Genomic DNA, 23624 nt, shown 5'->3' on the forward strand with positions numbered 1-23624 from the left:
ATACTAGCCCATAAAGACGCCCACAGCCAGCGTGCTTCGATTGAAAATACTGATCGAAGGGCCGTTAAAGGAAAATTTTCGAACATTCAGGCGCGGTTTTGTGACGAGGGGGCTTGTCGGAACGCCGCATCGCCCCGTTCGACTGCGCAGCAGTCGCAGAGCAGGTTGTGATATTTAACTGAGGGATTGGCGGTGAATGGTTTTGGGGCCGCTTCGCGGCCCAACGGGGCAAGCCCCCTCGCCACAGGGGGGGGGGAGTGCTTACACGACCTCCAGCCGAATCTTGTGCTGGCTCAACAACTGCGCCAGGGCCGGCGAAGGCGGCTGGTCGGTGACCAGGCAATCGATCAGGCTGATCGGCCCCAGGCGAATCATCGCGTTGCGCCCGAATTTGCTGGAGTCCGCCGCGAGAATCACCTGTCGGGCGTTGGCGATGATCGCCTGGGATACCCGCACTTCCTGATAGTCGAAATCCAGCAAGCTGCCGTCTTCATCGATACCACTGATGCCGACCAGGGCGAAGTCGACCTTGAACTGGTTAATGAAGTCGACGCTGGCCTGACCGACCACGCCACCGTCACGCCGCACGTTGCCACCGGTCAGCAGCACGTCGAAGTCGTCCTTGGCGCTGAGCATCGAGGCCACATGCAGGTTGTTGGTGATGATCTTCAGGTGGCTGTGGTTGAGCAGCGCCCGAGCAATGGATTCGGTGGTGGTGCCGATATTGATGAACAGCGAGGCATGATCGGGAATCTGCGCCGCAATGGCTTCGCCGATACGCTGCTTTTCATCGCGCATCTGATCGGCGCGCATGGCGTAGGCGGTGTTTTCGACGCTGGAGTCGTAGGCTGCGCCGCCGTGATAGCGACGCAACAGATTCACTTCCGCCAGTTGATTGATATCGCGGCGGATGGTTTGCGGTGTAACGACGAACAGCTGGGCCATTTCCTCGATGCTGACATAGCCGCGTTCGCGGACCAGTTCGAGGATTTGCTGCTGACGGGGAGGCAGATTCATGGGGCTTCCTTTGGGCTGCCGTGCAAAATTTGCCCATGATGCCGCAGGAATCCGCTCCCTACCAGTTACAACCGGATACGAGTCCGGTCCGTGGCTTATTCAGCGCCTTCGTGCGGTTCCCAATCGCGAGTGCGGCTGACGGCTTTTTTCCAGCCGGCGTAGAGTTTTTCCTTCGCGGTTTCGTCCAGCGCCGGTTCAAACTCGCGCTCGATCACCGCCTTGCCACGCAACTCGTCCAGGCTGCCCCAGAAACCGCAGGCCAAGCCCGCCAGGTAAGCGGCGCCCAGCGCTGTGGTTTCGCGCATTTTCGGACGCTCGACCTGAGTGCCGAGAATGTCGGCCTGGAACTGCATCAGGAAGTTGTTCGCCACTGCGCCGCCGTCCACGCGCAGGGCCTTCAGGCGCTCGCCGGAGTCCTGCTGCATGGCGTCCAGAACATCGCGTGTCTGGTAGGCAATCGACTCAAGCGCCGCACGAATGATGTGATCCACGCGTACGCCACGGGTCAGGCCGAACAACGCACCACGGGCATACGGGTCCCAGTACGGAGCGCCCAGACCGGTGAAGGCCGGCACCAGGTACACGCCGTTGCTGTCCTTGACCTTGTTGGCGAAGTATTCGGTGTCGTGGGCGTCGTTGATGATTTTCAACTCGTCTCGCAGCCACTGCACGGTGGAGCCACCGTTGAACACCGCGCCTTCCAGCGCATAGGCCACTTCGCCGCGCGGGCCGCAAGCGATGGTGGTCAGCATGCCGTGTTTGGACTTCACTGCTTTGTCGCCGGTGTTCATCAGCAGGAAACAGCCGGTACCGTAGGTGTTTTTCGCCTGGCCTGGCTCGACGCACATTTGGCCGAACAGGGCGGCCTGCTGGTCGCCGGCGATACCGCCAATGGCGATGCCACTTTTGGTGTGGCCGTAGATTTCGGACGAGGACTTAACTTCCGGCAGCATCTCGCGCGGGATGTCGAGGACGTCCAGCATCTTCGCGTCCCACTCCAGCGTGTGGATGTTGAAGAGCATGGTGCGCGAGGCGTTGGTGTAGTCGGTGACGTGCACCTTGCCGCCGGTAAATTTCCAGATCAGCCAGCTGTCGACGGTGCCGAACAGCAGTTCACCCTTGCGCGCCCGCTCACGGCTGCCTTCGACATTGTCGAGGATCCACTTGAGTTTGGTGCCAGAGAAGTACGGGTCGGTGACCAGGCCCGTGGTGTCGCTGATGTATTGCTCGTGGCCATCGCGCTTGAGCTGCTGGCAGATTTCGGTGCTGCGGCGGCACTGCCAGACGATCGCGTTGTAGATCGGGCGGCCAGTGGTCTTGTCCCAGACCACGGTGGTTTCGCGCTGGTTGGTGATGCCGATGGCCGCGACCTGGTCGTGATGCAGGCCGGCTTGAGCCAGGGCCTCGACCATCACGGCGCTTTGGGTGGCGAAGATTTCCATCGGGTCGTGTTCAACCCAACCGGCTTGCGGGTAATGCTGTGCGAATTCACGCTGGGCGGTGCAAACCACGTTCGCGTCGCGGTCGAAAATGATCGCGCGGGAGCTGGTCGTACCCTGATCGAGGGCAATGATGTAGTTCTTATTCTGAATGTCGGTCATGTCGATTGCCTTGGACGAAATAAGGAAGTGAAGTCAGGCGCGGGATCAAATGGGCAGGATCACGCGCCAACGGTTTCAAGACGTTCTTGGTTTGCCGTCAATGGCCAGTGCTGCGTCCTTTGTAGCAGGAATGGCGCTGGGCAGATGACGGGCAATCAGCCCGCGATAAGCTGCAGCACCGAGACAGGCACCGACAATCGGTGCGAAAACCGGAATCAGGAAGTACGGGATATCGCGTCCGCCAGTGAAGGAAATTTCACCCCAGCCTGCGAAGAAAGTCATCAGTTTAGGACCGAAGTCACGGGCCGGGTTCATCGCGAAACCGGTCAGCGGGCCCATCGAGCTGCCGATCACGGCAATCAGCAGGCCGATCAGCAACGGCGCCAGCGGTCCTTTGGGCAGGCCATTGTTGTCGTCGGTGAGCGACATGATCACGCCCATCAGAATGGCGGTGATGATCACTTCAACCAGAAAGGCCTGGCCCGTGGACAGGACAGGGTTCGGGAAGGTGGAGAACACCGAGGCCAATTCAAGGCTGGCTTCGGTGCCACGAACCATTTGGTGAGTTTGTTCGAAATCGAAGAACAGGTTGCTGTACAGCGTGTAAACCAACAATGCCCCGCAGAAGGCACCGGCGACCTGGGAGAAGATATAGAAAGGCAGTTTGCGCTTTTCGAAGTCAGCGAAAATGCTCAGCGCGATACTCACGGCAGGGTTGAGATGCGCACCGGAAACGCCGGCGGTGAGGTAGATCGCCATGCTGACGCCAACCCCCCAGATGATGCTGATTTCCCACAAACCGAAGCTGGCACCCGCCACTTTGAGCGCGGCAACGCAGCCGGTACCGAAAAAGATCAGCAGTGCAGTACCCAGAAACTCGGCCATGCATTGGCTCGAGAGCGACGGTTGTTGTAACGCAGTTGTCATTGAAAACCTCGTTTTTTGTTGTTGTGTGGCGCCTTTCCATCGAGGTCAAAGCGCGATTTTCACCGAGGCAGGATCCCCATCCTGTGCTCGGCTTACTGCCGGGTGCTGCGGTGAGATATTCGTGCTGTGTTCACATTCGAAAAAATATAGACAAGAAGCGCTGCTGTCAAAGGTCGAAAGTGAACCATCAGTCATATTTAAACTATTAGTCTTGTGAATGATCGCATCGTTCATCGGGCGAGAAGCGTGTGGACGAACGACCGAAAGCCCGGCCATGCTTTGGAAATAGCAGCGCAATAGAGCCTTTTATCGATCAATGACCTAGAATCCTGCGCAGTATTTTTCTTCTGCCGCCAAGTCTGGAGCTGTCATGACCCCCGCATTGGATTTGTTGAAAAAAGTTCGTGCCGAACATCGTGTGCACAGTTACGAACATGATCCGAAGGCAGCGTCCTATGGTCTGGAGGCCGCGGAAAAACTGGGCCTGGACCCCGCGCAGGTGTTCAAGACATTGCTGGCGGCCAGTGAGAAGGGGGAGTTATTGGTGGCGGTGGTGCCGGTCGTCGGAAGTCTGGACTTGAAGGCGCTGGCACAGGCGGCAGGCGTGAAAAAAGTCGAAATGGCCGATCCAGCCGCTGCGCAGCGTTCGACAGGGTATCTGTTGGGCGGTATCAGCCCGCTCGGGCAGAAGAAGCGCCTGCGCACTTTTATCGATCATTCGGCCCAGCCGTTTTCCAGCATCTTCGTCAGCGCCGGGCGGCGCGGTCTGGAAGTCGAACTGGCGCCTGCCGTGTTGGCCGAACACACTCAGGCGAAGTTCGCCGATATCGGTCGTGCCTGAATAGGGGGGGCGGGTTTTCATCCTGGCGCTGTATGGTGAAAATTGATTCGTTCTGTCACTGGTGAAGCGTTGTCCACGGCTTCATGCTCGGCGACCCGGAAAAAGGAGCAGCGCCATGGAGCTTGAGTTTCATCAGATCGATGCGTTCAGTGATAGGCCGTTCAGTGGCAACCCGGCGATGGTGTACCGGCTCGATGCGTGGCTTGACGATGAGTTGATGCAAAAAATCGCCGCCGAACATAACCTCGCCGAAACCGCGTTCCTGGTGCGTGAGGGTTCTGTCTGGCGCATCCGCTGGTTTACCCCGACCACCGAAGTCCCGTTGTGCGGTCATGCGACGCTGGCCAGCGCCTATGTACTGTTTGAACTCTATAAAGAACCGGTCGAGCGACTGGACTTCATCTGCAAGTCCGGCCCGTTGAGTGTCAGCCGAGAGGGTGGGCGCTTGTGGCTGGATTTCCCGGCAGTCGTGCCGTCGGAAGTGGGCATGACCCGGGATGTCGAGCGCGCCTTGGGCGTCGAGGCGGTCGATGTGCTGGGCTCGAAGGAATTGTTTGTGGTGCTGGAGTCCGAGCAGGCGGTGCTCGATTGTCAGCCGGACATGATTGCCCTGGCGAAACTGCCGTGGCCGGGCGCCATCGTGACAGCCAAAGGCAACAAGCATGACTTTGTGTCGCGCTACTTTGCCCCGGCGATCGGCATCAACGAAGACCCGGTGACCGGTTCAACCCATTGCAGCCTGATTCCGTACTGGTCGAAACGCTTGAGCAAGTCGAATCTGACGGCTTATCAGTGCTCGGCGCGGGGCGGGGAGTTGTTTTGTCAGCTGGAAGGGGATCGGGTGAGTATTGGCGGGAATGCGACGCTGGTCGCGAGCGGAACGCTAATGCTGGGTTAAACGAAAATCCAATAGGTGGGAGCTCGCTCCCACCTATGTCTGCGTTGTTCATCTGGCAGCGCTGTAGCGCCGAACCCCGGACTCGATCGTCGGAATCTGCGCCGCTGTACTGCCGGAGGCCTGGAACAGTACCAGGTGTTCCGCCGCTACCCGAATGCCGACTTCAGCACCGACCAGATGATCGGCATGACTTGGGAAAATCGACTCCAGCTGTGCGCCCGTAGGCAACTGCAAGCGGTACAGCGTTGAGGCACCCTGGAAGCTCTTGCCGACAATCTGCGCCCTCAGTGGGCTGGACGGTGCATAGACGATGTCGTCCGGACGCAGCAATACGTCCACGGCGCCACCGATCGGCCAGGTGTAGGCACGGTTGCCGCGTAATTCACCCAACTCGGTCTGCACTGACTCCGGGCTGCTCAATTGACCGCGAATGAAGTAACCCTGGCCAATGAAACTGGCCACATACGGTGTCAGCGGTTCGTGATAGAGGTTGTAGGGGGTATCCCATTGCTCCAGGCGACCTTCCTTGAAAACGCCGACATGGTCGCTGACCGCGAAGGCTTCTTCCTGATCGTGGGTCACCAGAATCGCACTGGTGCCGCGAGCCTTGAGGATGTCGCGTACTTCGTGGCTGAGCTTGCGCCGCAGCTCACCGTCGAGGTTGGAGAACGGTTCGTCGAGCAACAACAGTTGCGGTTCCGGTGCCAGCGCGCGGGCCAGTGCAACCCGCTGCTGCTGGCCACCGGACAGTTCATGGGGAAAGCGCTTGCCGAGGTTTTTCAGGTTGACCAGTTCGAGCAATTCTTCGGTGACACGATCCTTTTGCGGGTGCTTGCGGATCCCGAAGGCGATGTTCTCGGCCACGCTCAAATGCGGAAACAGCGCGTAATCCTGGAACACCATGCCGATCCGGCGTTTCTCCGGGGCGAGGGTGAAACCGGCGCTGGAGATGGTCTCGCCCGCCAACTGGATCTCACCCTCGTGCACCGGTTCGAAACCGGCAATGGCCCGCAGAGTGGTGGTTTTGCCGCAGCCCGAAGAGCCCAGCAGGCAACCGATATCGCCGGCATTCAAATGCAGGTTGAGGTTCTGCACAACCCGCTGGTTTTGATAACCACAGGCCAGGTTGCGCAGGTTCAGCAGTAATGGCTGGCTCATGCGTGATGGTACGAAGGTGGGACGAGAAACTCGAGCAGGGCCTTTTGTGCATGCAGACGGTTTTCGGCTTGATCCCAAGCCACCGAGCGCGGGTCGTCGAGCAGGTCGAGGCTGATTTCCTCGCCACGGTGGGCTGGCAGGCAATGCATGAACAATACGTCCGGCGCGGCCAGATCGAGCAGCGCCCGGTTGACCTGGAACGGTGCAAACAGCTTCAGGCGCTTGGCGGTTTCCTCTTCCTGGCCCATGGAGGTCCAGACATCGGTGCTCACCAGATGCGCGCCGCGCACGGCTTCCTGAGGATCGCGGACGATGCTTACCCGATCGCCGGCCTTGGCCACGAATTCAGGGTTGGGTTCGTAACCCTCCGGGCAGGCGATGCGCAGCTGGAAGTCGAACTGGATCGCCGCTTCTATATAGCTGTTGCACATGTTGTTGCCGTCGCCGATCCAGGCCACGGTCTTGCCTTGGATCGAACCGCGATGTTCGAGGAAGGTTTGCATGTCGGCCAGCAACTGGCACGGGTGCAGGTCATCGGACAGGCCGTTGATCAGCGGGACTCGCGAATTGGCGGCGAATTCGGTCAGGGTGCTGTGCGAAAACGTACGGATCATCACTGCATCGAGCATGCTCGACATGACAATGGCGGCGTCGCCGATCGGTTCGCCACGGCCCAGCTGAGTGTCGCGCGGCGACAGGAAGATCGCCTGGCCACCGAGCTGGATCATGCCGGCTTCGAACGAAATACGGGTACGGGTCGAGGACTTCTCGAAAATCATCCCCAGGACGCGGTTTTTCAAAGGCTCGAACAGTACGCCGCGGTTACGCAGGTCCTTGAGCTCAACGCCTCGACGGATCACGCTGACCAGCTCTTCGGGCGTGCAATCCATCAGGGAGAGAAAGTGCCTTGCGCTCATCATTGACTACCTTTTTGCAACAGACCGCAGATACTCAAAGCCTTGTTTAACTGAAAAACGGGCGAGACCTGCGGCGTAAGCCGCACGGGGCGACGAAATAGGGGGAGGCGCGATATTGACATTAAATGTCGCGTTTTTCCAATAGGCTACGGTGTTTAGAGGATTTCAGAGAGGCTACGGGGTGACCGAGGTAGCGCTTTTGAAGCCTGTTTCCTGACAGCAGCTGAGCATTTGTACACTGGGCTCGCCGGGCTTGGCAATCAGACAGGGCGCGGGCGACTATTGGCAGTCGGTTTTTGACCTGTCATTCGAGCCTTTGGCGGGCAATGTGTCTGGTCTGAAACATTTGCTAATGCAAAGTGCTGGGTTATAACTAAAGCACGAGCGACGCAGGAAGCCACAGGAATGGAATCGAAAGAACAGTTATTGATGGAGCTACTCGGCCTTACGGCTCGCTCTCTGACCCACCTCACTGCTTCCATGACCTCGATGTCTTTCGAGTTGTTACGCAGTGAAGACGAAGTCACCAAGGCGGCTGGCCGGCGTATGATCGACCGCATGGCCACCATCAGTGCCGGGCTCGACGAGCATTGGCGGCTGATCGGCGAGCTCACCGGCGTGCACATCGCCCACGAACAGATCGAAACCATCGAGGAAATCCAACTGCAGGCGCCGTCGAGTCTGCCGCCGAACTGATCCCCTTGCTGCCATCGGCCGGCCTGATGGTCGTCGATTCACAAGACGAACGTCGCTGGCGCGGTGGCAAGTCACGCGCCATAGTTTTGTTCCCGCGGCCGACATTGTCCGCCCAGAACAAAACAGAGACTGGCCATGACCAAGACTCTCCATCACCGTGCGTGCCACCTGTGTGAAGCCATCTGCGGCCTGACCATCGAAACCACCGAAGTCGAAGGCAGCGGCGTGCAGATCACCTCGATCAAGGGCGACCCTCAGGACAGCTTCAGCCGTGGGCATATCTGCCCCAAGGCGGTGGCCCTGCAAGACATTCAGAACGACCCGGATCGCCTGCGTCAGCCGATGCAGCGAGTGGGTAGCGAGTGGCAGCCTATCGAGTGGGAAGCTGCGTTCAGCCTCGTAGCCGAACGCCTGGCGGCGATTCAGGAGCGTCACGGACAGAACGCGGTGGCGGTCTATCAGGGCAACCCCAGCGTGCACAACTACGGATTGATGACCCACAGCAATTACTTCCTTGGCCTGTTGAAAACCCGTAACCGGTTTTCCGCGACGTCGGTCGATCAGTTGCCCCATCACCTGACCAGTCATTTGATGTACGGCCACGGCTTGCTGTTGCCGATCCCGGACATCGACCACACCGATTTCATGTTGATCCTGGGCGGCAATCCGCTGGCCTCCAACGGCAGCATCATGACCGTGCCGGATGTGGAGAAGCGCCTCAAGGCGATTCAGGCCCGGGGTGGCAAAGTGGTGGTGGTCGATCCGCGTCGCAGCGAAACGGCGGCGATTGCCGATCAGCATCTGTTCGTGCGCCCCGGCGGCGATGCGGCGCTGTTGTTCGGGCTGCTCAATACGTTATTCGCTGAAGGCCTGACCCGCGACAGTCATTTGCCGGTCGATGGTCTGGATGAAGTGCGTAAGGCGATCGCAGGTTTCACTGTCGAGGCCATGAGCCCGCTGTGCGCAGTACCCGCCGAACAGATCCGTCAACTGGCGAGGGACTTCGCGGCAGCCCCGACGGCGGTCTGCTATGGCCGCATGGGCGTCTCGACCCAAGCCTTCGGCACCTTGTGCCATTGGCTGGTGCAATTGATCAATCTGGTGACCGGCAACCTTGATCGTGTCGGCGGTGCGTTGTGCACCGAGCCGGCGGTGGACCTGGTGGCGTCCACGTCGGGTGGCCATTTCAATCTGTGGCAAAGCCGCGTGTCCGGGCGTCCTGAATACGGTGGCGAGTTGCCGGTGTCGGCGCTGGCCGAAGAGATGCTCACCGAAGGGGAGGGGCAGGTCCGTGCGCTGATTACCGTGGCGGGTAATCCGGTTTTGTCCACGCCCAATGGCCGACAGCTGGAGCAGGCGCTGGACGGGCTTGAATTCATGGTCAGCGTCGACCTGTACATCAATGAAACCACGCGCTATGCCGACCTGATCCTGCCGTCGACTTCGGCGCTGGAAAACGATCATTACGACACTACGTTCAATATGTTCGCGGTGCGCAACGTCACCCGTTTCAACCGGGCGATTCTCGCCAAGCCGCAAGGCGCGCTGCATGACTGGGAGATCTTCGTGGGGCTGGCCAAGGCCTTTGCGGCGAAGACCGGCAAGGAGCTGAAACCGACCATTGCGCCGGCGCAGATGATTGACCGGGGGCTGCGGATGGGCCTGTATGGCGATGCTTCAGAGCACAAACTGTCGCTGGCGACCTTGTTCGATCACCCTCACGGTGTCGATCTCGGCGCGCTCAAGCCCAATTTGACGCCTCGTCTGAAGACGGCCAATCAGCGTGTCCAGGCGGCGCCTGTGGAGATCCTCGCCGATCTGGCGCGCTTTGCGGCGTTGCAAGCACCAGCCGCCGATGAGTTGCTGATGATCGGTCGCCGCCATGTGCGCAGCAACAACTCATGGATGCACAACTATCACCGCCTGGTGAAGGGCAAGCCGCGCCATCAACTGCTGATGCACCCGGATGACCTGGCCAGCCGCGGGCTCAGCGATGGGCAGCGGGTGCGCGTCAGTTCGCGGGTCGGCGTGATCGAGGTTGAAGTGGTCGCCAGCCTCGATATGATGAAAGGAGTGGTCAGCCTGCCCCACGGTTGGGGCCATGCGCGACCGGGCGTGCAGATGACGATTGCCAGTGGCCAGCCAGGTTCCAGCGCCAATGACCTGACTGACGAATGTCAGCTCGATGAGTTGTCGGGCAATGCGGCATTGAACGGCGTGCCGGTGACCGTGGCGGCGGCGTGAACATGTCTGTCGGGGAGGCCGAGCATGGCGCTCGGGTTTCCGTTACAATGCGCCACCGTGCCGACCACTGAGTCGGAAAGTTCAGCCGAGGTGCTCCATGGATATCATCGAAACGATTAAAGAGCAGATTGCCAACAACACCATTCTGCTTTACATGAAAGGCTCGCCGAATGCCCCGCAGTGTGGGTTCTCCGCGAAAGCCGCCCAGGCTGTGATGGCCTGTGGTGAAAAGTTTGCCTATGTGGATATCCTGCAGAACCCGGAAATCCGCGCCAACCTGCCAAAGTACGCTAACTGGCCAACCTTCCCACAACTGTGGGTTGCCGGTGAGCTGGTTGGTGGCAGCGACATCATGACTGAAATGTCTGCCGACGGTTCGTTGCAGGCACTGATCAAAGACGCCGCCGCCAAAGCCGCCGCTGCCAAGACCGAAGCCTGATTCGGTTCCCGCAGGAGCTGCCGCAGGCTGCGATCTTTTGATCTTCAGCACGTAAAAAGCCCCGCCTCTGTAAAGAGAGCGGGGCTTTTTATTGCGTCGGGGTTAGCGGCGTAGAACTTACTCTTCGCCCATCTGCGATTGCAGATAGTTCTCAAGGCCGACTTTATCGATCAGGCCCAGCTGGGTTTCCAGCCAGTCGATATGTTCTTCTTCGGATTCAAGAATGTCTTCGAGCAGTTCACGGCTACCGAAGTCGCCAACGGTTTCGCAATGGGCGATAGCGACTTTCAGGTCGGCATGACCGTCGCGTTCGATCTTCAAGTCACACTCAAGCATTTCCTTGGTGTGTTCACCGATGTGCAGCTTGCCCAGGTCCTGGACGTTCGGCAGGCCTTCAAGGAACAGGATGCGCTTGATCAGCTTGTCAGCGTGCTTCATCTCGTCGATGGATTCGTGGTACTCGTGCTTGCCGAGCTTGTTCAGGCCCCAATCTTCATACATGCGCGCGTGCAGGAAGTACTGATTGATCGCGACCAGTTCATTGGCAAGGATTTTGTTGAGATGCTGGATGACTGTAACGTCGCCTTTCATGGTGGGAGTCCTGCCCTGTATTAGCTGTATATAAGGCGGAGTTTGAGCCGCGTAATTAACAGTGTCAAACCTAAGTTATTGAAACTTAAATGAAAATTAATCGGAATAAGAATGTTTGTGTTCCGCGTCTAAGGCCTAAGCGATTGATTTTCAGACATAAAAAAACCGGACATCAAGTCCGGTTCTTCGAAATACGGTAGTTATGCGGCTGTAAATTCTACGGGGTAGGGGATCGCCGCCTGGGCCGTTTGCAGTTTGCCCAGAGTTTCACGCACCACTTCCTTGGCCAGGCAAGCGCATTTGCCGCATTGGCTGGCTACGCCGGTAGCCTGACGGACTTCTTTGTAGCTGCAGCAACCTTCATAGATTGCATCGCGGATTTGACCGTCGGTGACGCCAGTGCAGAGGCAGACATACATAAGTGAGAACCGTCGCTGGTTGTGACTCAATTGCGATGGATCTTAATGTTAACGAGAATGATTGTCAAAGTGGTTTCTGAAGGCTTTTTGTCATAAGGGCCTTTGACTGACGAACGGTTTCCTCTCGCGCTTTATGAAAAAAAATAGAAGTGGCCATTTTGCCCGTCAGAAAAAAACCGCTAAGGACAGGCGAAAAACGCGGTGTATGATGGTCGGCCTTTTGCGAAGGAGGTTCGTGTCACAGGGCTGTCGCCTGAGGGTGACAGGCTGGCATGAGCCCTGTTCTTCAACGTTATTACACCAGGAGATATCCAATGAGCGTACTCGTAGGCAAACAAGCCCCTGACTTCACCGTACCGGCCGTACTCGGCAATGGCGAAATCGTCGACAGCTTCACCCTGTCCTCGGCCATCAAAGGCAAATACGGCCTGGTGTTCTTCTACCCACTGGACTTCACCTTCGTTTGCCCGTCCGAGCTGATCGCTCTGGACAACCGCATGGCTGACTTCAAGGCACGCAACGTTGAAGTGGTCGCCGTTTCGATCGACTCGCACTTCACGCACAACGCGTGGCGCAACACCCCGGTGAACAATGGCGGTATCGGCCAGGTTCGTTACACCATGGCTGCTGACATCAAGCAGGAAATCATGAAGGCTTACGACGTTCAGTCCGCTGACGGCGTGGCTTTCCGTGGTGCGTTCCTGATCGACGACAAGGGCGTTGTCCGCTCGCAGATCGTCAACGACCTGCCGCTGGGCCGTAACATGGAAGAGCTGATCCGTCTGGTTGACGCTCTGCAATTCCACGAAGAGCACGGTGAAGTTTGCCCTGCCAACTGGAAAAAAGGCGACAAAGGCATGAACGCTTCGCCAGAAGGCGTTGCGGCTTACCTGACCGAGCACGCTGCTGCGCTGTAAGCCAGGCGTCCGGCAATAAAAAACCGGCCTCACTGAGGCCGGTTTTTTTATGGGCGGGATAAACCGGCGACCAGACTCAGTCGTTGTAGTCTTCCCAGCCGCCCATCTGTTTCCAGCGATTGACGATGCCGCAGAACAGCTCGGCGGTCTTCTCGGTATCGTAGCGAGCCGAATGAGCCTCGCGACCGTCGAAGTCGATGTCCGCTGCCTGACAGGCCTTGGCCAGTACGGTTTGACCGTAGGCAAGACCGGCGAGGGTCGCGGTGTCGAAGCTGGAGAACGGGTGAAACGGGTTGCGTTTCATGTCCAGGCGCGCGACTGCTGCGTTGAGGAAACCCAGGTCGAAGCTGCTGTTGTGACCGACCAGAATCGCGCGTTTGCAACCGTTGGCTTTCAGGGCCTTGCGAATGCCACGGAAGATATCGGTCAGTGCCGCTTCTTCACTCACTGCCATGCGCAACGGGTGATCGAGTTTGATCCCGGTGAATTCCAGGGCTGCTGCTTCGATGTTGGCGCCTTCGAATGGCTCGACCCGGAAGAAGTAGGTGTGATCGGGGTACACAAACCCTTTTTCATCCATGGCGATGGTGGTTGCAGCAATTTCCAGCAGGGCGTCGGTGGCCGAGTTGAAGCCACCGGTTTCTACGTCGACGACAACCGGCAGGTAACCACGGAATCTGGCAGCCATTGGATGACGAGGACCACCTCCACCGCCTTGACCGTCCTGTTCGTCGTCGAAATGGTCTTCACTCACGCGTGTTCCTCCAGCAGGCGCCAGCGCAGTTTTTCACCGGCGCGCAGCGGGATAACGGTCAGCTCGCCAAATGGCAGGCTGGTTGGGGCGGTCCACTCTTCGCGGACCAGGGTGATGCGATCGGTGTTCGCCGGCAGACCGTAGAAGCGCGGGCCATTGAGGCTGGCGAAGGCTTCGAGCTTGTCCAGCGCATTACGCTGTTCGAAGGCTTCGGCATACATCTCGATCGCGGCATAAGCGGTGTAGCAACCGGCACAGCCACAAGCCGCTTCTTTGGCGTGCTGGGCATGGGGGGCCGAGTCGGTGCCGAGGAAGAACTTGTCGCTGCCGCTGGTGGCGGCGTCGAGCAGCGCTTCCTGGTGGGTATTGCGCTTGAGGATCGGCAGGCAGTAGAAGTGCGGCCGAATCCCGCCCACCAGCATGTGGTTGCGATTGTACAGCAGGTGATGCGCGGTGATGGTGGCGCCAACGTTGGCTGAAGCCGCGTTGACGAACTGCACGGCATCGGCGGTGGTGATGTGTTCGAACACCACTTTGAGCGTCGGGAAACGCTCGACCACGCGACGCATGTGCTCATCGATGAAGATTTTTTCCCGATCGAAAACGTCGATATCGCCACGGGTGACTTCACCGTGAACCAGCAAGGGCATCCCGACTTCGGCCATGGCCTCCAGTGCAGGGAAAATCTTGTCGATGCTGGTGACGCCAGAGTCCGAGTTGGTGGTCGCGCCGGCCGGGTACAGCTTGGCGGCGTGAATGAAACCGCTGGCCTTGGCCTCACGAATTTCTTCGGGCTGGGTGCGGTCGGTCAGGTACAGAACCATCAGCGGTTCGAAACGGCTGCCGGCCGGACGTGCGGCGAGAATCCGCTGGCGATAGCCATCGGCTTCAGCAGCGTTGCGCACCGGAGGTACCAGGTTGGGCATGATGATGGCGCGACCAAAGGTGCGCGCGACATCCGCGACGGTATTGGTCAACACGGCACCATCGCGAAGATGAATGTGCCAGTCGTCGGGACGCAGCAGGGTCAGGCGGTCGGACATGAGGGAATTCCAGGCGGGTCAAACTCAGGGGAATGCTACCGGAAAAGACTCTTCCAGGCACTCGCTATCAAGTTTTACGACAAGCTTCCGATACCCAACAGGCAGGCCGTGAATATGTGTGTCGGTCTTTTTGTCGTAGAAGCCAGTGGAGCCTCCCGTGCGCCAGCGTTATTTAGCCTTGCTCAGTGTGTTTGCCAGCCTTCCCGCGATGGCGCTCACTTTCCAGACTCGTCTGGAGAGCATCGAGTGGACGGTCGAAGGTGACAAATTCGAATGCCGCCTGACTCAACCGATCACCGATTTCGGTTCGGGTGAGTTTGTGCGTCGCGCCGGCGAGCAGGCGACATTTCGTCTGAAGGCCTACAACTCAATGATTGGTGGGGGTTCTGCGACTTTGCTGGCGGCAGCCGCGCCATGGCAGCCGGGGCGTGGCGACATAAATCTGGGGTCGGTGAGAATCGGTAGTGGCAACGTGCTGTTCAATAGCTCACAAGTGCAGGCCGGGCGCCTGATCAGTGGGTTGATGGAGGGGCGCAGCCCGGTCGTTCGACACTCATCGGGTGACGGTCGGGTGTCTGAAGTGCGTCTGCTGCCAGTCAAGTTCAGCAAGGCCTATGGTGACTATCAAGGTTGCGTCGCCAAGTTGTTGCCACAGAATTTCGAGCAAGTGAAGCAATCCGAGGTTGGCTTCCCGGGGGAGGGCATCGATCTCGATGCCAGGGCCAAGGCCCAGTTGCAGGTCATGCTGGAGTTCATGAAGGCCGATCCGACGGTCAACCACATTGAACTCGACGGCCATTCCGACAACAGTGGCAACCGGCTGACCAACCGTGAACTGTCACGACGCCGGGCGCTGGCGGTGATGGATTTCTTCAAGGCCAATGGTGTGCAGGAATCGCAGATCACCCTGCGTTTTCACGGTGAGCGCTATCCGCTGGCGCCCAACAACAATGCCGCCAACCGGGCGAAGAACCGCCGGGTTGCCGTACGTCTCGAGCGGGTCGCACCGACCGAGAAACCTGCGCCTCAAGCCACGGCCGCCGCGAGCAGCGCGACGACCTCCTGAGCCTGCTGAATTCGTCGCTCGCTCGACATAATCTGTCGCTTCGTCGTCATAAGCTGTCGCGCCTCTGTAAATTATCCTGCATGAGCGGTAGACTTGACAGCTTTCCGTAGAACCCCGTGGAGTGATGGCATGGCGGACGTAAACAAGGTCGTTCTGGCGTATTCCGGCGGCCTGGACACTTCGGTGATCCTCAAGTGGCTGCAGGATACATATAACTGTGAAGTAGTGACCTTCACCGCTGACCTGGGTCAGGGCGAAGAGGTCGAACCGGCCCGCGCCAAGGCTCAGGCCATGGGCGTAAAAGAAATCTATATCGACGATCTGCGCGAAGAATTCGTGCGTGATTTCGTGTTCCCGATGTTCCGCGCCAACACCGTTTACGAAGGCGAGTACCTGCTGGGTACTTCCATCGCTCGTCCGTTGATCGCCAAACGCCTGATCGAAATCGCCAACGAAACCGGTGCTGACGCCATTTCTCACGGCGCGACCGGCAAGGGCAACGACCAGGTTCGTTTCGAACTGGGCGCCTACGCCTTGAAGCCAGGCGTGAAAGTGATCGCTCCATGGCGCGAATGGGACCTGCTGTCCCGTGAGAAGCTGATGGACTACGCCGAGAAGCACGCGATTCCGATCGAGCGTCACGGCAAGAAAAAATCCCCGTACTCGATGGATGCCAACCTGCTGCACATCTCCTATGAAGGCGGCGTGCTGGAAGACACCTGGACCGAGCACGAAGAAGACATGTGGCGCTGGACCGTTTCCCCGGAGAACGCTCCTGACAAGCCGCAGTACCTGGAACTGACCTACCGCAACGGCGACATCGTTGCACTGGACGGCGTCGAAATGACCCCGGCCACCGTGCTGGCGACCTTGAACCGTATTGGTGGCGAACATGGTATTGGCCGTCTGGACATCGTCGAAAACCGCTATGTGGGCATGAAGTCCCGTGGTTGCTACGAAACGCCTGGCGGCACCATCATGCTGCGCGCTCACCGTGCGATCGAGTCGATCACCCTGGACCGCGAAGTGGCTCACCTCAAAGACGAGCTGATGCCTAAATACGCCAGTCTGATCTACACCGGCTACTGGTGGAGCCCAGAGCGTCTGATGCTGCAACAGATGATCGATGCTTCCCAGGCCCACGTGAACGGCGTAGTGCGCCTGAAACTGTACAAGGGCAACGTGATCGTCACCGGACGCAAGTCCGACGAGTCGTTGTTCGACGCCAACATCGCGACCTTCGAGGAAGATGGTGGCGCCTACAACCAGGCCGATGCGGCGGGCTTCATCAAGCTCAACGCCTTGCGCATGCGTATCGCGGCGAACAAAGGCCGCAAGCTGTTCTGAGACCTTTGATGCGGTAATGGAACTGTGGCCTTGTCGATGACAAGGCCACAGTTCTGAAAAAGGGCTGCTGCATATTACGTTTCGCTTTCTGCTGGTTTCTTCCAACCGTTCCTTTTGCTGCCTGCCTTTGATCTCACTTCAAGGGCTGCCTTGCTCTGTGCGACGGGTCAAAACCTAGCCCATGATCGTCACGCCATGTGAGCTCAAATTGTAAGAAACACAGAACGTTGCGTTGCTGCGTTTCTTTAGCTGTTTCCAGTGTTTGAGCGCACTGTCCTTCAGCACTACCTCCGAATCGGCGCACGTGAGAAATACGATCACGTGTGCAGGATTATCCGGAGCGTGCTGGATACTCTCCATCAGGGCGCTGAACCCCATTTTTTTGGTTATCCAGCGTGCATCGATGATGTGCAGATCCTTTAGCGGTGCGGGCAGCTGCACATGGTGTTGGACCGAGCGTTCAGGCGACACACTGGAAGTGCTGTTTCCAGAGTGATCAGCGTTGTCCATGACTTTTATAAAATGCTTTCCCTTCTCGAAATCGGAGGGCGCGTAAAGCGATCGATAATTGAAGTTAAGTGTGGCGAAGAAAAGAAAAAGCAAATAAAAGGGAAAGCTGATCAGAAACCAGATGTAGAGTTCTCTCTCCTTGTGGTCAAGAAAGGGCAGCGATACAGCAGCTGATGTTTCGGACAGTGCTGCAAATATTGCAATGATTGTCATGGGGTTGGTGATTCTTTTTTTGAGTTTTATCATGTTTTTTACTCATTAGATATTATCTTTTTCTCTGTTGGTTTATAGGGTGTGTTTTGGTGGTGATGCATGTATGGATGTGTTGTTTTTGTTTTTGTTATTTAAGTTTTTTTGCTGTGTGGTTGAAATTGATATAGTAGCTGCATTGTTCTGGGTCTGGGTATGTCTGTTTATTTGTTTTAAATTTGTGTGGGTTTGTTTGGCTTCTGAAGTGTTGCTGTGTGTAAGGTTTTTCGAGCCGTTCGGGCCGGGTTATGTAAGATTCTGCAAGATACTTGTTACCTTTAAGGGTAGCTTAATAGTCGCGGTCTGTCGGACCAAGGGCGTTGAACCCTGTTTTCTGGGGTGTGAATTGTTACAAAGAAATTGTCGAAGCGTTTAGCCGTGTTCGGCCAATAAAATCCCTGGCTCATCATGCGCAATGATTTCTTGTAGGAATAATCCGTGTTGTTTGTAGGTAATGTCTCTCGGTGCGAGTGGTCGAGGGGGACGGCATGCCATGGGTGAAACGACTAGGCTATGGTGCGGGCTCTAAAAATTCGAACAGCGAAAATTGGAATTGCCCATGAATAAAGTGCTGATCGTGGATGATCACCCCGTCATTCGTCTTGCGGTACGTATGCTAATGGAGCGTCATGGCTACGAAGTCATTGCAGAAACAGACAATGGCGTGGATGCATTGCAACTTGCTCGTGAACTTATGCCGGATATCGTTATCCTGGATATTGGAATACCGAAGCTGGATGGGCTGGAAGTTATTGCGCGCCTGACCTCGGCGGCGATGCCTCTTAAAGTGCTGATATTGACGTCCCAGGCTCCAGGACATTTTTCCATGCGTTGTATGCAATCGGGTGCCGCCGGATATGTCTGTAAACAACAGGACCTTACTGAGTTGCTCAGTGCAATAAAGGCCGTACTGTCAGGTTACAGCTACTTTCCTAATCAGGCGCTACATACTGTGCGCTCCAGTCTTGGGAATGCCAGTGAAACTGACATGGTGGATCGATTGTCCGGGCGGGAAATGATGGTCCTGCAGCAGTTGGCCCGAGGAAAGACAAACAAGGAAATCGCCGATGGGATGTTCCTCAGTAATAAAACCGTCAGTACTTACAAGACTCGCCTGTTGCTGAAGCTCAATGCTCGCTCACTGGTCGATCTTATTGAATTGGCTCAACGTAATGGCCTGGTATGAGTATGCCAGCGTTTGACGAGGGGCGATGAGCGGGCGTTTGTCGGGGATGGGCACTTAGTAAAAAGCCTCCGTTTCGGGAGGCTTTTAGGTGTCATAGGTCAAAATCGTAATCGGCCAATTGCTTTTGCAGTCGGCGCTCCTCCAGCAGATTGTCGATGGTGCGGCGTTTGCTCAGGTTGGTCTTCGCCACTTCCACCACCGGTTCTGCGTCATCGGCCTCAACAAGGATGAAGTCGTCTTCTACGTCCAATTGCTCTTTGCCAGTGCTCATAAGGTTAACTCCAGGCTAAGACTGCCTTTGGCGCTCCTTATATCGACAATTTCCCGGCGGGTAAAAAAGATTTTTTCAATCGGTTAATCAAAAAAACTAATAGTGCCTCAATCGTCCGAGGTTTTTTGCTTGTATTCGCATAAGTCCTCGATCCGGCAGCTGCCACAACGCGGCTTGCGGGCCAGGCAAACGTAGCGTCCGTGGAGAATCAGCCAGTGATGGGCGTCGAGCAGATACTCCTTCGGTACGAATTTCATCAGTTTCTGCTCCACCTCGACCACATTCTTGCCCGGAGCAATGCCGGTACGGTTGCTGACCCGGAAAATGTGGGTGTCCACGGCCATGGTCAGCTGACGAAAGGCGGTATTGAGCACCACATTGGCGGTCTTGCGACCGACGCCGGGCAACGCTTCCAGCGCTTCGCGGGTCTGCGGCACCTCACCGCCATGGCGCTCTACCAACAAGCGACAGGTTTCGATCACGTTTTTTGCTTTGCTGTTATACAGGCCGATGGTCTTGATGTACTCCGATAATCCTTCGACGCCCAAGGCATAAATCGCCGCCGGCGTATTGGCCACCGGAAACAGTTTGGCGGTGGCCTTGTTGACGCCGACATCGGTCGATTGCGCCGAGAGAATCACGGCGATCAGCAGTTCGAACGGCGAGGAATAGGCCAGCTCGGTCTTCGGTTCAGGATTGTCTTCGTGAAACCTGCGGAAAATTTCCAGACGTTTTGCGGCATTCATGGGCGATGCGTTTCCTCGAAGGAGGTCAATGTAGGGGTGGGGCGGGTCCAGGCCTGACGTGCGGCGATCAGCAGCCCCAGCAGAATAAACCCGCCGGGGGCCAGCGTGGCCAAGCGCAGGCCACCGTCGGCGGTGAGCACCCAACCTTGCCAGTCCGATTGCATAGCACCGGTCAGCCAGGGCAGATGGCTACCCAGTGTCCCGTTGCCGATGAGCTCGCGCAGCAGGCCCAGGCCAATCATCAAGGCACCGAACAGGCCGCACAGGCGCAGGCGGTCACGCCTTGTGCCCTGGAAAAAACCGTTATGTTCCAGCACCACGCATTGCAAGGCGATCAATCCGGCATAGAAACCCAGATGCTGGTGCCATTGGAGCGACCAGGCTTGCGTGGCAAGTTCCGCGCAACTGGTCAGCGTGGCAGCCAGCACGAGGCCGGCCAGCAAATGTGTTGCCGGAATCAGTCGCGAGCGCAAGGCGCCCATGCCAAGGCCATATGCACTGAGCACCAGAACGGACATCAGCCACAGGCCCAGGGCCGTTACCAACGAATCAGTGGCGCCGATCAGAGGCGTAAGCATCAGCGAGTTCTGCAGGGTCGATGACTTATTCATGGGCACTGCTCCCGATCAGCGGTTGCCGGTGTTGATCGAAGTAACGCAATGCATCGTGGGTGGCATTGATCACCGCTCTTGAGGTGATGGTCGCGCCTGCGATCTGATCGAATTGCCCTTGGTCCTTTTTCAAGGCCCAGCCAGTGTCGCTTGGTTCGCCTAGAGACTTGCCGGTAAACACTTGCAGCCAGGCATTGGGCCAGTCGGCGAGTTTGCCGCCCAGCCCCGGGGTTTCCGATTGCTTGAGGGTTTTGACCCCCAGCAACGTGCCATGGGGGTCGATGGCGATCAGCAAATCGATGGCGCCGGCGTAGCCCAGTGTCTGGCTGCGCAGCAACACGGCGCTCGGTTGGCCGGCCTTGGACGCCAGGTAGCCATTCAGCAGCGTGCTATTGGGCAGGCGAGTGTTTTCGACGCTGAGGGGGTGTTCCAGTGGCTGATTGTCGTAGCTGTCGGGTGCTAGCAGGTCCAGCAAGTTGCGGCTGTCGATCAGGCGTTGTTCGGCGGCAATGCGTGCGGCGCTGGTGTGCTGCGCGAGGTAAGTCGCGCCTGTCCCCAGGCCTGCCAGTATTACCAGGGTCACAACGCTTGTCGCTCGGTTCATGGACTGACCTGCGCTTGTCTGGAGGCAGTAAACCGCTCCAGCGCCGGTACACAGAGGTTCATCAGCAGGACGGCAAAGGCCACCCCGTCGGGATAGCCGCCCCACGTGCGAATCAGGTAAGTCAGCAGCCCCACTCCGGCGCCGAACAGCAACCGGGCCGTGGGGTTTTTCGCGCCGGATACCGGTTCCGTCACAATGAAGAAAGCCCCCAGCATGCTCGCACCGGTGAGCAGATGAAACAGTGGTGAACCATGGGAATCAGAGCCCGTACCGTTCCAGCACAACAGGCTAATGATGAACAGGCTGGCGAGCATGCCGACCGGCGCATGCCAGCTGAACACCCGCCGTTGCAGCAGAAACGCACCGCCGGCCAGAAAGGCCAGGTTGACCCATTCCACGCCGCGGCCGCCGAAATGGCCGAATGCCGGGTTGCCGGCAAACAGTTCGTCCATGGTCAGGCTTTTGTTGATTCGCAGGCTGTCCAGTGCTGTGGCCTGGGCCCACGCATCGGGCGTCTGGCCGAGACTGAAGCCGAACACCTGTTGCAGGCCACCGAGCAAGTCCATGCCATGGGACGCCGGCCAATGGGTCATTTGCTGGGGAAATGTCACTAGAACCAGGGCAAAACCGAGCATCGCCGGATTGAACGGATTCTTGCCGACGCCGCCGTACAGTTGCTTGCCGAAAAAAAGTCCGAATGCCGCCGCGCTCACCGTCAGCCACCACGGGCAATAAGGAGGCAAGGCCAGGGCCAACAGGGTCGCGCTGACCAGTGCACTGCCATCGCTCAACGTCGGTTTTACAGGTTGCTTGCGCAGCTGCAGCACCGTCGCTTCAACGGCCAGTGCGGTAGTCGCCGCCAGAATCAGGTTGATCAATACCCCCCAACCGTACAGCCAGAACAACATCAGCATTCCCGGTACGGTGGCCGTCAATACCAGCTTCATGGCCTGCTGAAGGCGTTCGTCCACCGATTCAAGGGACGGCATAGGCATCCACCTGGCGCTCGGCTTCGCTGAGCGCATGTTGCAATGCTGCGATCTGTTCGGCCGACGCTTCGTTTGTTTGAGCCTTCTTGAGTTCGGCGCGGCGCATGGCCAACTGGATCTTCGCCCGTTTCAGCTCGGCATCGTTTGTCGGAACAGGTGGAGCAGCTACCACCGGTGCACTGCTTTCCAGCAGCAACAGCGCCTGCTCGGCAGCTTCGAACTGCTGTTGCAGCACGATCAGTTGCGATTGCTGTTCGAAGGTCGGTGGATGCCCGAAGGCCTTGAGCGATTTATTCAGCTGCGCCCGACTCATCGCCAGATCGACCTTGGCCTTTTTCAGTGCCGCATCGGCATTGGCGGCTTTCTGCGCACGCACGCGCTCGAGCGCGGCCTGAACCGGGTCGAGCGTCACTTCACTGTGCTGCACGGCGCGTTGGGCGCGGGCCTGACGTTCGGCGAGTTTCTGTTCCTCTTCGCGGTGTAAGCGGGCATTGCGCTGTTCGAAGCGACGTCGCGCGCGGTTGCGCTTGGCGGCCCGGGCCTGTTGCTCCTCCAGGCTGAACGCCAGCCCACCGACAATCGGCAGCGTGGCCAGCGGTAGCGGATGCATCTCGATGCAATCCACCGGGCAGGGCGCCACGCAGAGGTCGCAACCGGTGCATTCGTCGACGATGACCGTGTGCATGAATTTCGCCGCGCCGACAATCGCGTCGACCGGGCAGGCCTGAATGCATTTGGTGCAGCCGATGCATTCGGCCTCGCGGATGTACGCGATTTGCGCCGGTGCCGAGCCGCGACTGACGTCCAGTTCCAGCACCGGCACTTTCAGCAGCTCGGCCAGGGCCGCGATGGTTTCGCTGCCGCCCGGAGGGCACTTGTTGATCGGCTCGCCGCTGGCGATGCCTTCGGCGTACGGTTTGCATCCGGGGTGGCCACACTTGCCGCATTGAGTCTGCGGCAAGAGGGCATCGATGCGTTGAATCAGACTCATGTTTTGATCAGCCCGCTGAATCCGAGAAAAACCACTGCGATCAATCCGGCGCCGATCAATTCGATCGGCAGGCCGCGAAAGGGCAGGGGGACATCGTTATCGAGTGTGCGTTGGCGCAAGTCGCTGAACAGGCTCAGCACCAGCCAGAAACCCAGCCCGGCACCGAGGCTCAAGGCTATGGCGTGGAAAATTCCCTTGTCGTCCTGAGCGTTGAGCAGGGTCAGCCCAAGCACGCCGGCATTGCCCAGCAGCAGTGGCCAGAGCCCCTCGAATGAAAGCTTGGTGAATAACCGTGGAAGCAGCTTCAGCAGCGGGCCGATCAGCAGGACGCTCAGCGGCAGGAATACGAACAGTCGCAGCGACGTCAGCTCCAGCGGCACCAGCAGCCAGTGGTTGAGCGCATGGCCGAGCGTGCCGACGATCAGCATCAGGCACGTCGTCGCGATGCCCAATGCATGCACCTGTCGCCGCTCGCTGCCCAGCACCGGATCGGCGCCCAGTGGCCAGTGCAACACGAGGTTGTTGATCAGGGCAGCGCTGATAAGCGTAAGAAGCAGTTCGGTCATGATCGTGCCGGTAAGAACAGGGCTTT

General features: G+C 58.1%; 26 protein-coding genes. 9 read left to right on the forward strand and 17 right to left on the reverse strand.

Translation table 11 applies throughout. From position 1 onward, the window contains the following. Window positions 1-261 precede the first annotated feature (261 nt). The 3 genes from PSH69_RS05465 to PSH69_RS05475 all read right to left on the reverse strand — a co-directional run bounded on the left by PSH69_RS05465 (window position 262) and on the right by PSH69_RS05475 (window position 3545). Complete coding sequence (locus PSH69_RS05465) at window positions 262-1017, reverse strand: DeoR/GlpR family transcriptional regulator (protein ID WP_007938932.1); 756 nt, start codon at window positions 1015-1017, stop codon at window positions 262-264. A 95-nt stretch (window positions 1018-1112) separates the two neighbouring features. Beyond that, entirely contained in the window at window positions 1113-2618 is a 1506-nt protein-coding gene (gene glpK / locus PSH69_RS05470) for a glycerol kinase GlpK (RefSeq protein WP_018926616.1), read from the reverse strand. A 75-nt stretch (window positions 2619-2693) separates the two neighbouring features. Continuing rightward, on the reverse strand, window positions 2694-3545 hold the full coding sequence (locus tag PSH69_RS05475; RefSeq protein WP_305411301.1) for an MIP/aquaporin family protein: 852 nt from the start codon (window positions 3543-3545) through the stop codon (window positions 2694-2696). 370 nt (window positions 3546-3915) lie between these two features. On the opposite strand from PSH69_RS05475, the gene ybaK reads away from it, so the two are divergent. Next, a complete protein-coding gene (gene ybaK, locus PSH69_RS05480) occupies window positions 3916-4386 on the forward strand; it encodes a Cys-tRNA(Pro) deacylase (RefSeq protein WP_007938929.1) in 471 nt (156 codons plus the stop codon). Between the two features lie 115 nt (window positions 4387-4501). Then, on the forward strand, window positions 4502-5284 hold the full coding sequence (locus tag PSH69_RS05485; RefSeq protein WP_305411302.1) for a PhzF family phenazine biosynthesis protein: 783 nt from the start codon (window positions 4502-4504) through the stop codon (window positions 5282-5284). Between the two features lie 48 nt (window positions 5285-5332). On the opposite strand, the gene PSH69_RS05490 is transcribed toward PSH69_RS05485, so the two are convergent. Together PSH69_RS05490 and argF are read right to left on the reverse strand one after the other, a co-directional pair. Beyond that, entirely contained in the window at window positions 5333-6442 is a 1110-nt protein-coding gene (locus PSH69_RS05490; RefSeq protein WP_305411303.1) for an ABC transporter ATP-binding protein, read from the reverse strand. Beyond that, on the reverse strand, window positions 6439-7359 hold the full coding sequence (gene argF, locus PSH69_RS05495; protein ID WP_019581556.1) for an ornithine carbamoyltransferase: 921 nt from the start codon (window positions 7357-7359) through the stop codon (window positions 6439-6441). The genes PSH69_RS05490 and argF overlap by 4 nt, the downstream gene beginning before the upstream one ends. A gap of 405 nt (window positions 7360-7764) precedes the next feature. Between argF and PSH69_RS05500 the strand changes: the two genes are divergently transcribed. The 3 genes from PSH69_RS05500 to grxD all read left to right on the forward strand — a co-directional run bounded on the left by PSH69_RS05500 (window position 7765) and on the right by grxD (window position 10738). Beyond that, entirely contained in the window at window positions 7765-8055 is a 291-nt protein-coding gene (locus PSH69_RS05500; RefSeq protein ID WP_305411304.1) for a hypothetical protein, read from the forward strand. Window positions 8056-8190: 135 nt separating this feature from the next. Continuing rightward, entirely contained in the window at window positions 8191-10299 is a 2109-nt protein-coding gene (locus PSH69_RS05505) for a molybdopterin oxidoreductase family protein (RefSeq protein ID WP_305411305.1), read from the forward strand. A gap of 97 nt (window positions 10300-10396) precedes the next feature. Continuing rightward, window positions 10397-10738: a Grx4 family monothiol glutaredoxin gene (gene grxD / locus PSH69_RS05510; protein ID WP_007938922.1), complete on the forward strand. Its 342-nt coding sequence runs from the start codon at window positions 10397-10399 to the stop codon at window positions 10736-10738. A 117-nt stretch (window positions 10739-10855) separates the two neighbouring features. Here the strand turns inward: grxD and bfr are convergent, their stop codons facing one another. Beyond that, complete coding sequence (bfr, locus tag PSH69_RS05515; protein ID WP_007898512.1) at window positions 10856-11329, reverse strand: bacterioferritin; 474 nt, start codon at window positions 11327-11329, stop codon at window positions 10856-10858. A gap of 200 nt (window positions 11330-11529) precedes the next feature. Continuing rightward, the gene (locus PSH69_RS05520) at window positions 11530-11748 is read right to left on the reverse strand and encodes a bacterioferritin-associated ferredoxin (protein WP_007938921.1); all 219 of its coding nucleotides are present in this window, start codon (window positions 11746-11748) and stop codon (window positions 11530-11532) included. 314 nt (window positions 11749-12062) lie between these two features. Between PSH69_RS05520 and PSH69_RS05525 the strand changes: the two genes are divergently transcribed. Next, a complete protein-coding gene (locus tag PSH69_RS05525) occupies window positions 12063-12665 on the forward strand; it encodes a peroxiredoxin (protein ID WP_018926607.1) in 603 nt (200 codons plus the stop codon). 76 nt (window positions 12666-12741) lie between these two features. On the opposite strand, the gene rnt is transcribed toward PSH69_RS05525, so the two are convergent. Then, window positions 12742-13419 (reverse strand): ribonuclease T, encoded by a 678-nt coding sequence (gene rnt, locus PSH69_RS05530; RefSeq protein ID WP_007938919.1) that lies wholly within the window; start codon window positions 13417-13419, stop codon window positions 12742-12744. Then, window positions 13416-14462 carry a dihydroorotase gene (pyrC, locus tag PSH69_RS05535; RefSeq protein ID WP_018926606.1) on the reverse strand — a complete coding sequence of 349 codons (1047 nt, stop codon included), beginning with the start codon at window positions 14460-14462 and terminating at the stop codon, window positions 13416-13418. Before pyrC ends, rnt begins: the two co-directional genes overlap by 4 nt. A 157-nt stretch (window positions 14463-14619) precedes the next feature. Between pyrC and PSH69_RS05540 the strand changes: the two genes are divergently transcribed. Continuing rightward, window positions 14620-15528 (forward strand): OmpA family protein, encoded by a 909-nt coding sequence (locus tag PSH69_RS05540; RefSeq protein WP_018926605.1) that lies wholly within the window; start codon window positions 14620-14622, stop codon window positions 15526-15528. 129 nt (window positions 15529-15657) lie between these two features. Next, window positions 15658-16875, forward strand: a complete 1218-nt coding sequence (locus PSH69_RS05545) for an argininosuccinate synthase (RefSeq protein ID WP_007938916.1) — start codon at window positions 15658-15660, stop codon at window positions 16873-16875. 174 nt (window positions 16876-17049) lie between these two features. Here PSH69_RS05545 and PSH69_RS05550 read toward each other — a convergent pair whose 3' ends face one another. Beyond that, window positions 17050-17631, reverse strand: a complete 582-nt coding sequence (locus PSH69_RS05550) for a hypothetical protein (RefSeq protein ID WP_018926603.1) — start codon at window positions 17629-17631, stop codon at window positions 17050-17052. Window positions 17632-18193: 562 nt separating this feature from the next. On the opposite strand from PSH69_RS05550, the gene PSH69_RS05555 reads away from it, so the two are divergent. Then, a complete protein-coding gene (locus PSH69_RS05555; protein WP_305411306.1) occupies window positions 18194-18820 on the forward strand; it encodes a response regulator transcription factor in 627 nt (208 codons plus the stop codon). 91 nt (window positions 18821-18911) lie between these two features. Here PSH69_RS05555 and PSH69_RS05560 read toward each other — a convergent pair whose 3' ends face one another. The 7 genes from PSH69_RS05560 to PSH69_RS05590 all read right to left on the reverse strand — a co-directional run bounded on the left by PSH69_RS05560 (window position 18912) and on the right by PSH69_RS05590 (window position 23598). Then, window positions 18912-19091, reverse strand: coding sequence for a PA3496 family putative envelope integrity protein (locus PSH69_RS05560; RefSeq protein ID WP_305411307.1), 180 nt, complete (start codon window positions 19089-19091; stop codon window positions 18912-18914). A gap of 107 nt (window positions 19092-19198) precedes the next feature. After that, a complete protein-coding gene (gene nth / locus PSH69_RS05565; RefSeq protein ID WP_018926600.1) occupies window positions 19199-19837 on the reverse strand; it encodes an endonuclease III in 639 nt (212 codons plus the stop codon). Then, entirely contained in the window at window positions 19834-20448 is a 615-nt protein-coding gene (locus tag PSH69_RS05570) for an Rnf-Nqr domain containing protein (protein ID WP_305411308.1), read from the reverse strand. The genes nth and PSH69_RS05570 overlap by 4 nt, the downstream gene beginning before the upstream one ends. Then, window positions 20441-21052, reverse strand: coding sequence for an RnfABCDGE type electron transport complex subunit G (locus tag PSH69_RS05575; protein ID WP_305411309.1), 612 nt, complete (start codon window positions 21050-21052; stop codon window positions 20441-20443). The genes PSH69_RS05570 and PSH69_RS05575 overlap by 8 nt, the downstream gene beginning before the upstream one ends. Next, on the reverse strand, window positions 21049-22041 hold the full coding sequence (locus tag PSH69_RS05580) for an RnfABCDGE type electron transport complex subunit D (RefSeq protein WP_305411310.1): 993 nt from the start codon (window positions 22039-22041) through the stop codon (window positions 21049-21051). The genes PSH69_RS05575 and PSH69_RS05580 overlap by 4 nt, the downstream gene beginning before the upstream one ends. Further along, the gene (gene rsxB, locus PSH69_RS05585) at window positions 22028-23032 is read right to left on the reverse strand and encodes an electron transport complex subunit RsxB (protein WP_305411311.1); all 1005 of its coding nucleotides are present in this window, start codon (window positions 23030-23032) and stop codon (window positions 22028-22030) included. Before rsxB ends, PSH69_RS05580 begins: the two co-directional genes overlap by 14 nt. Continuing rightward, window positions 23029-23598, reverse strand: coding sequence for an Rnf-Nqr domain containing protein (locus tag PSH69_RS05590; protein ID WP_305411312.1), 570 nt, complete (start codon window positions 23596-23598; stop codon window positions 23029-23031). The genes rsxB and PSH69_RS05590 overlap by 4 nt, the downstream gene beginning before the upstream one ends. Between the last annotated feature and the right edge of the window lie 26 nt (window positions 23599-23624).

Origin of the sequence: Pseudomonas sp. FP1740 (assembly GCF_030687165.1) — a bacterium.
Classification (GTDB): Bacteria; Pseudomonadota; Gammaproteobacteria; order Pseudomonadales; family Pseudomonadaceae; genus Aquipseudomonas.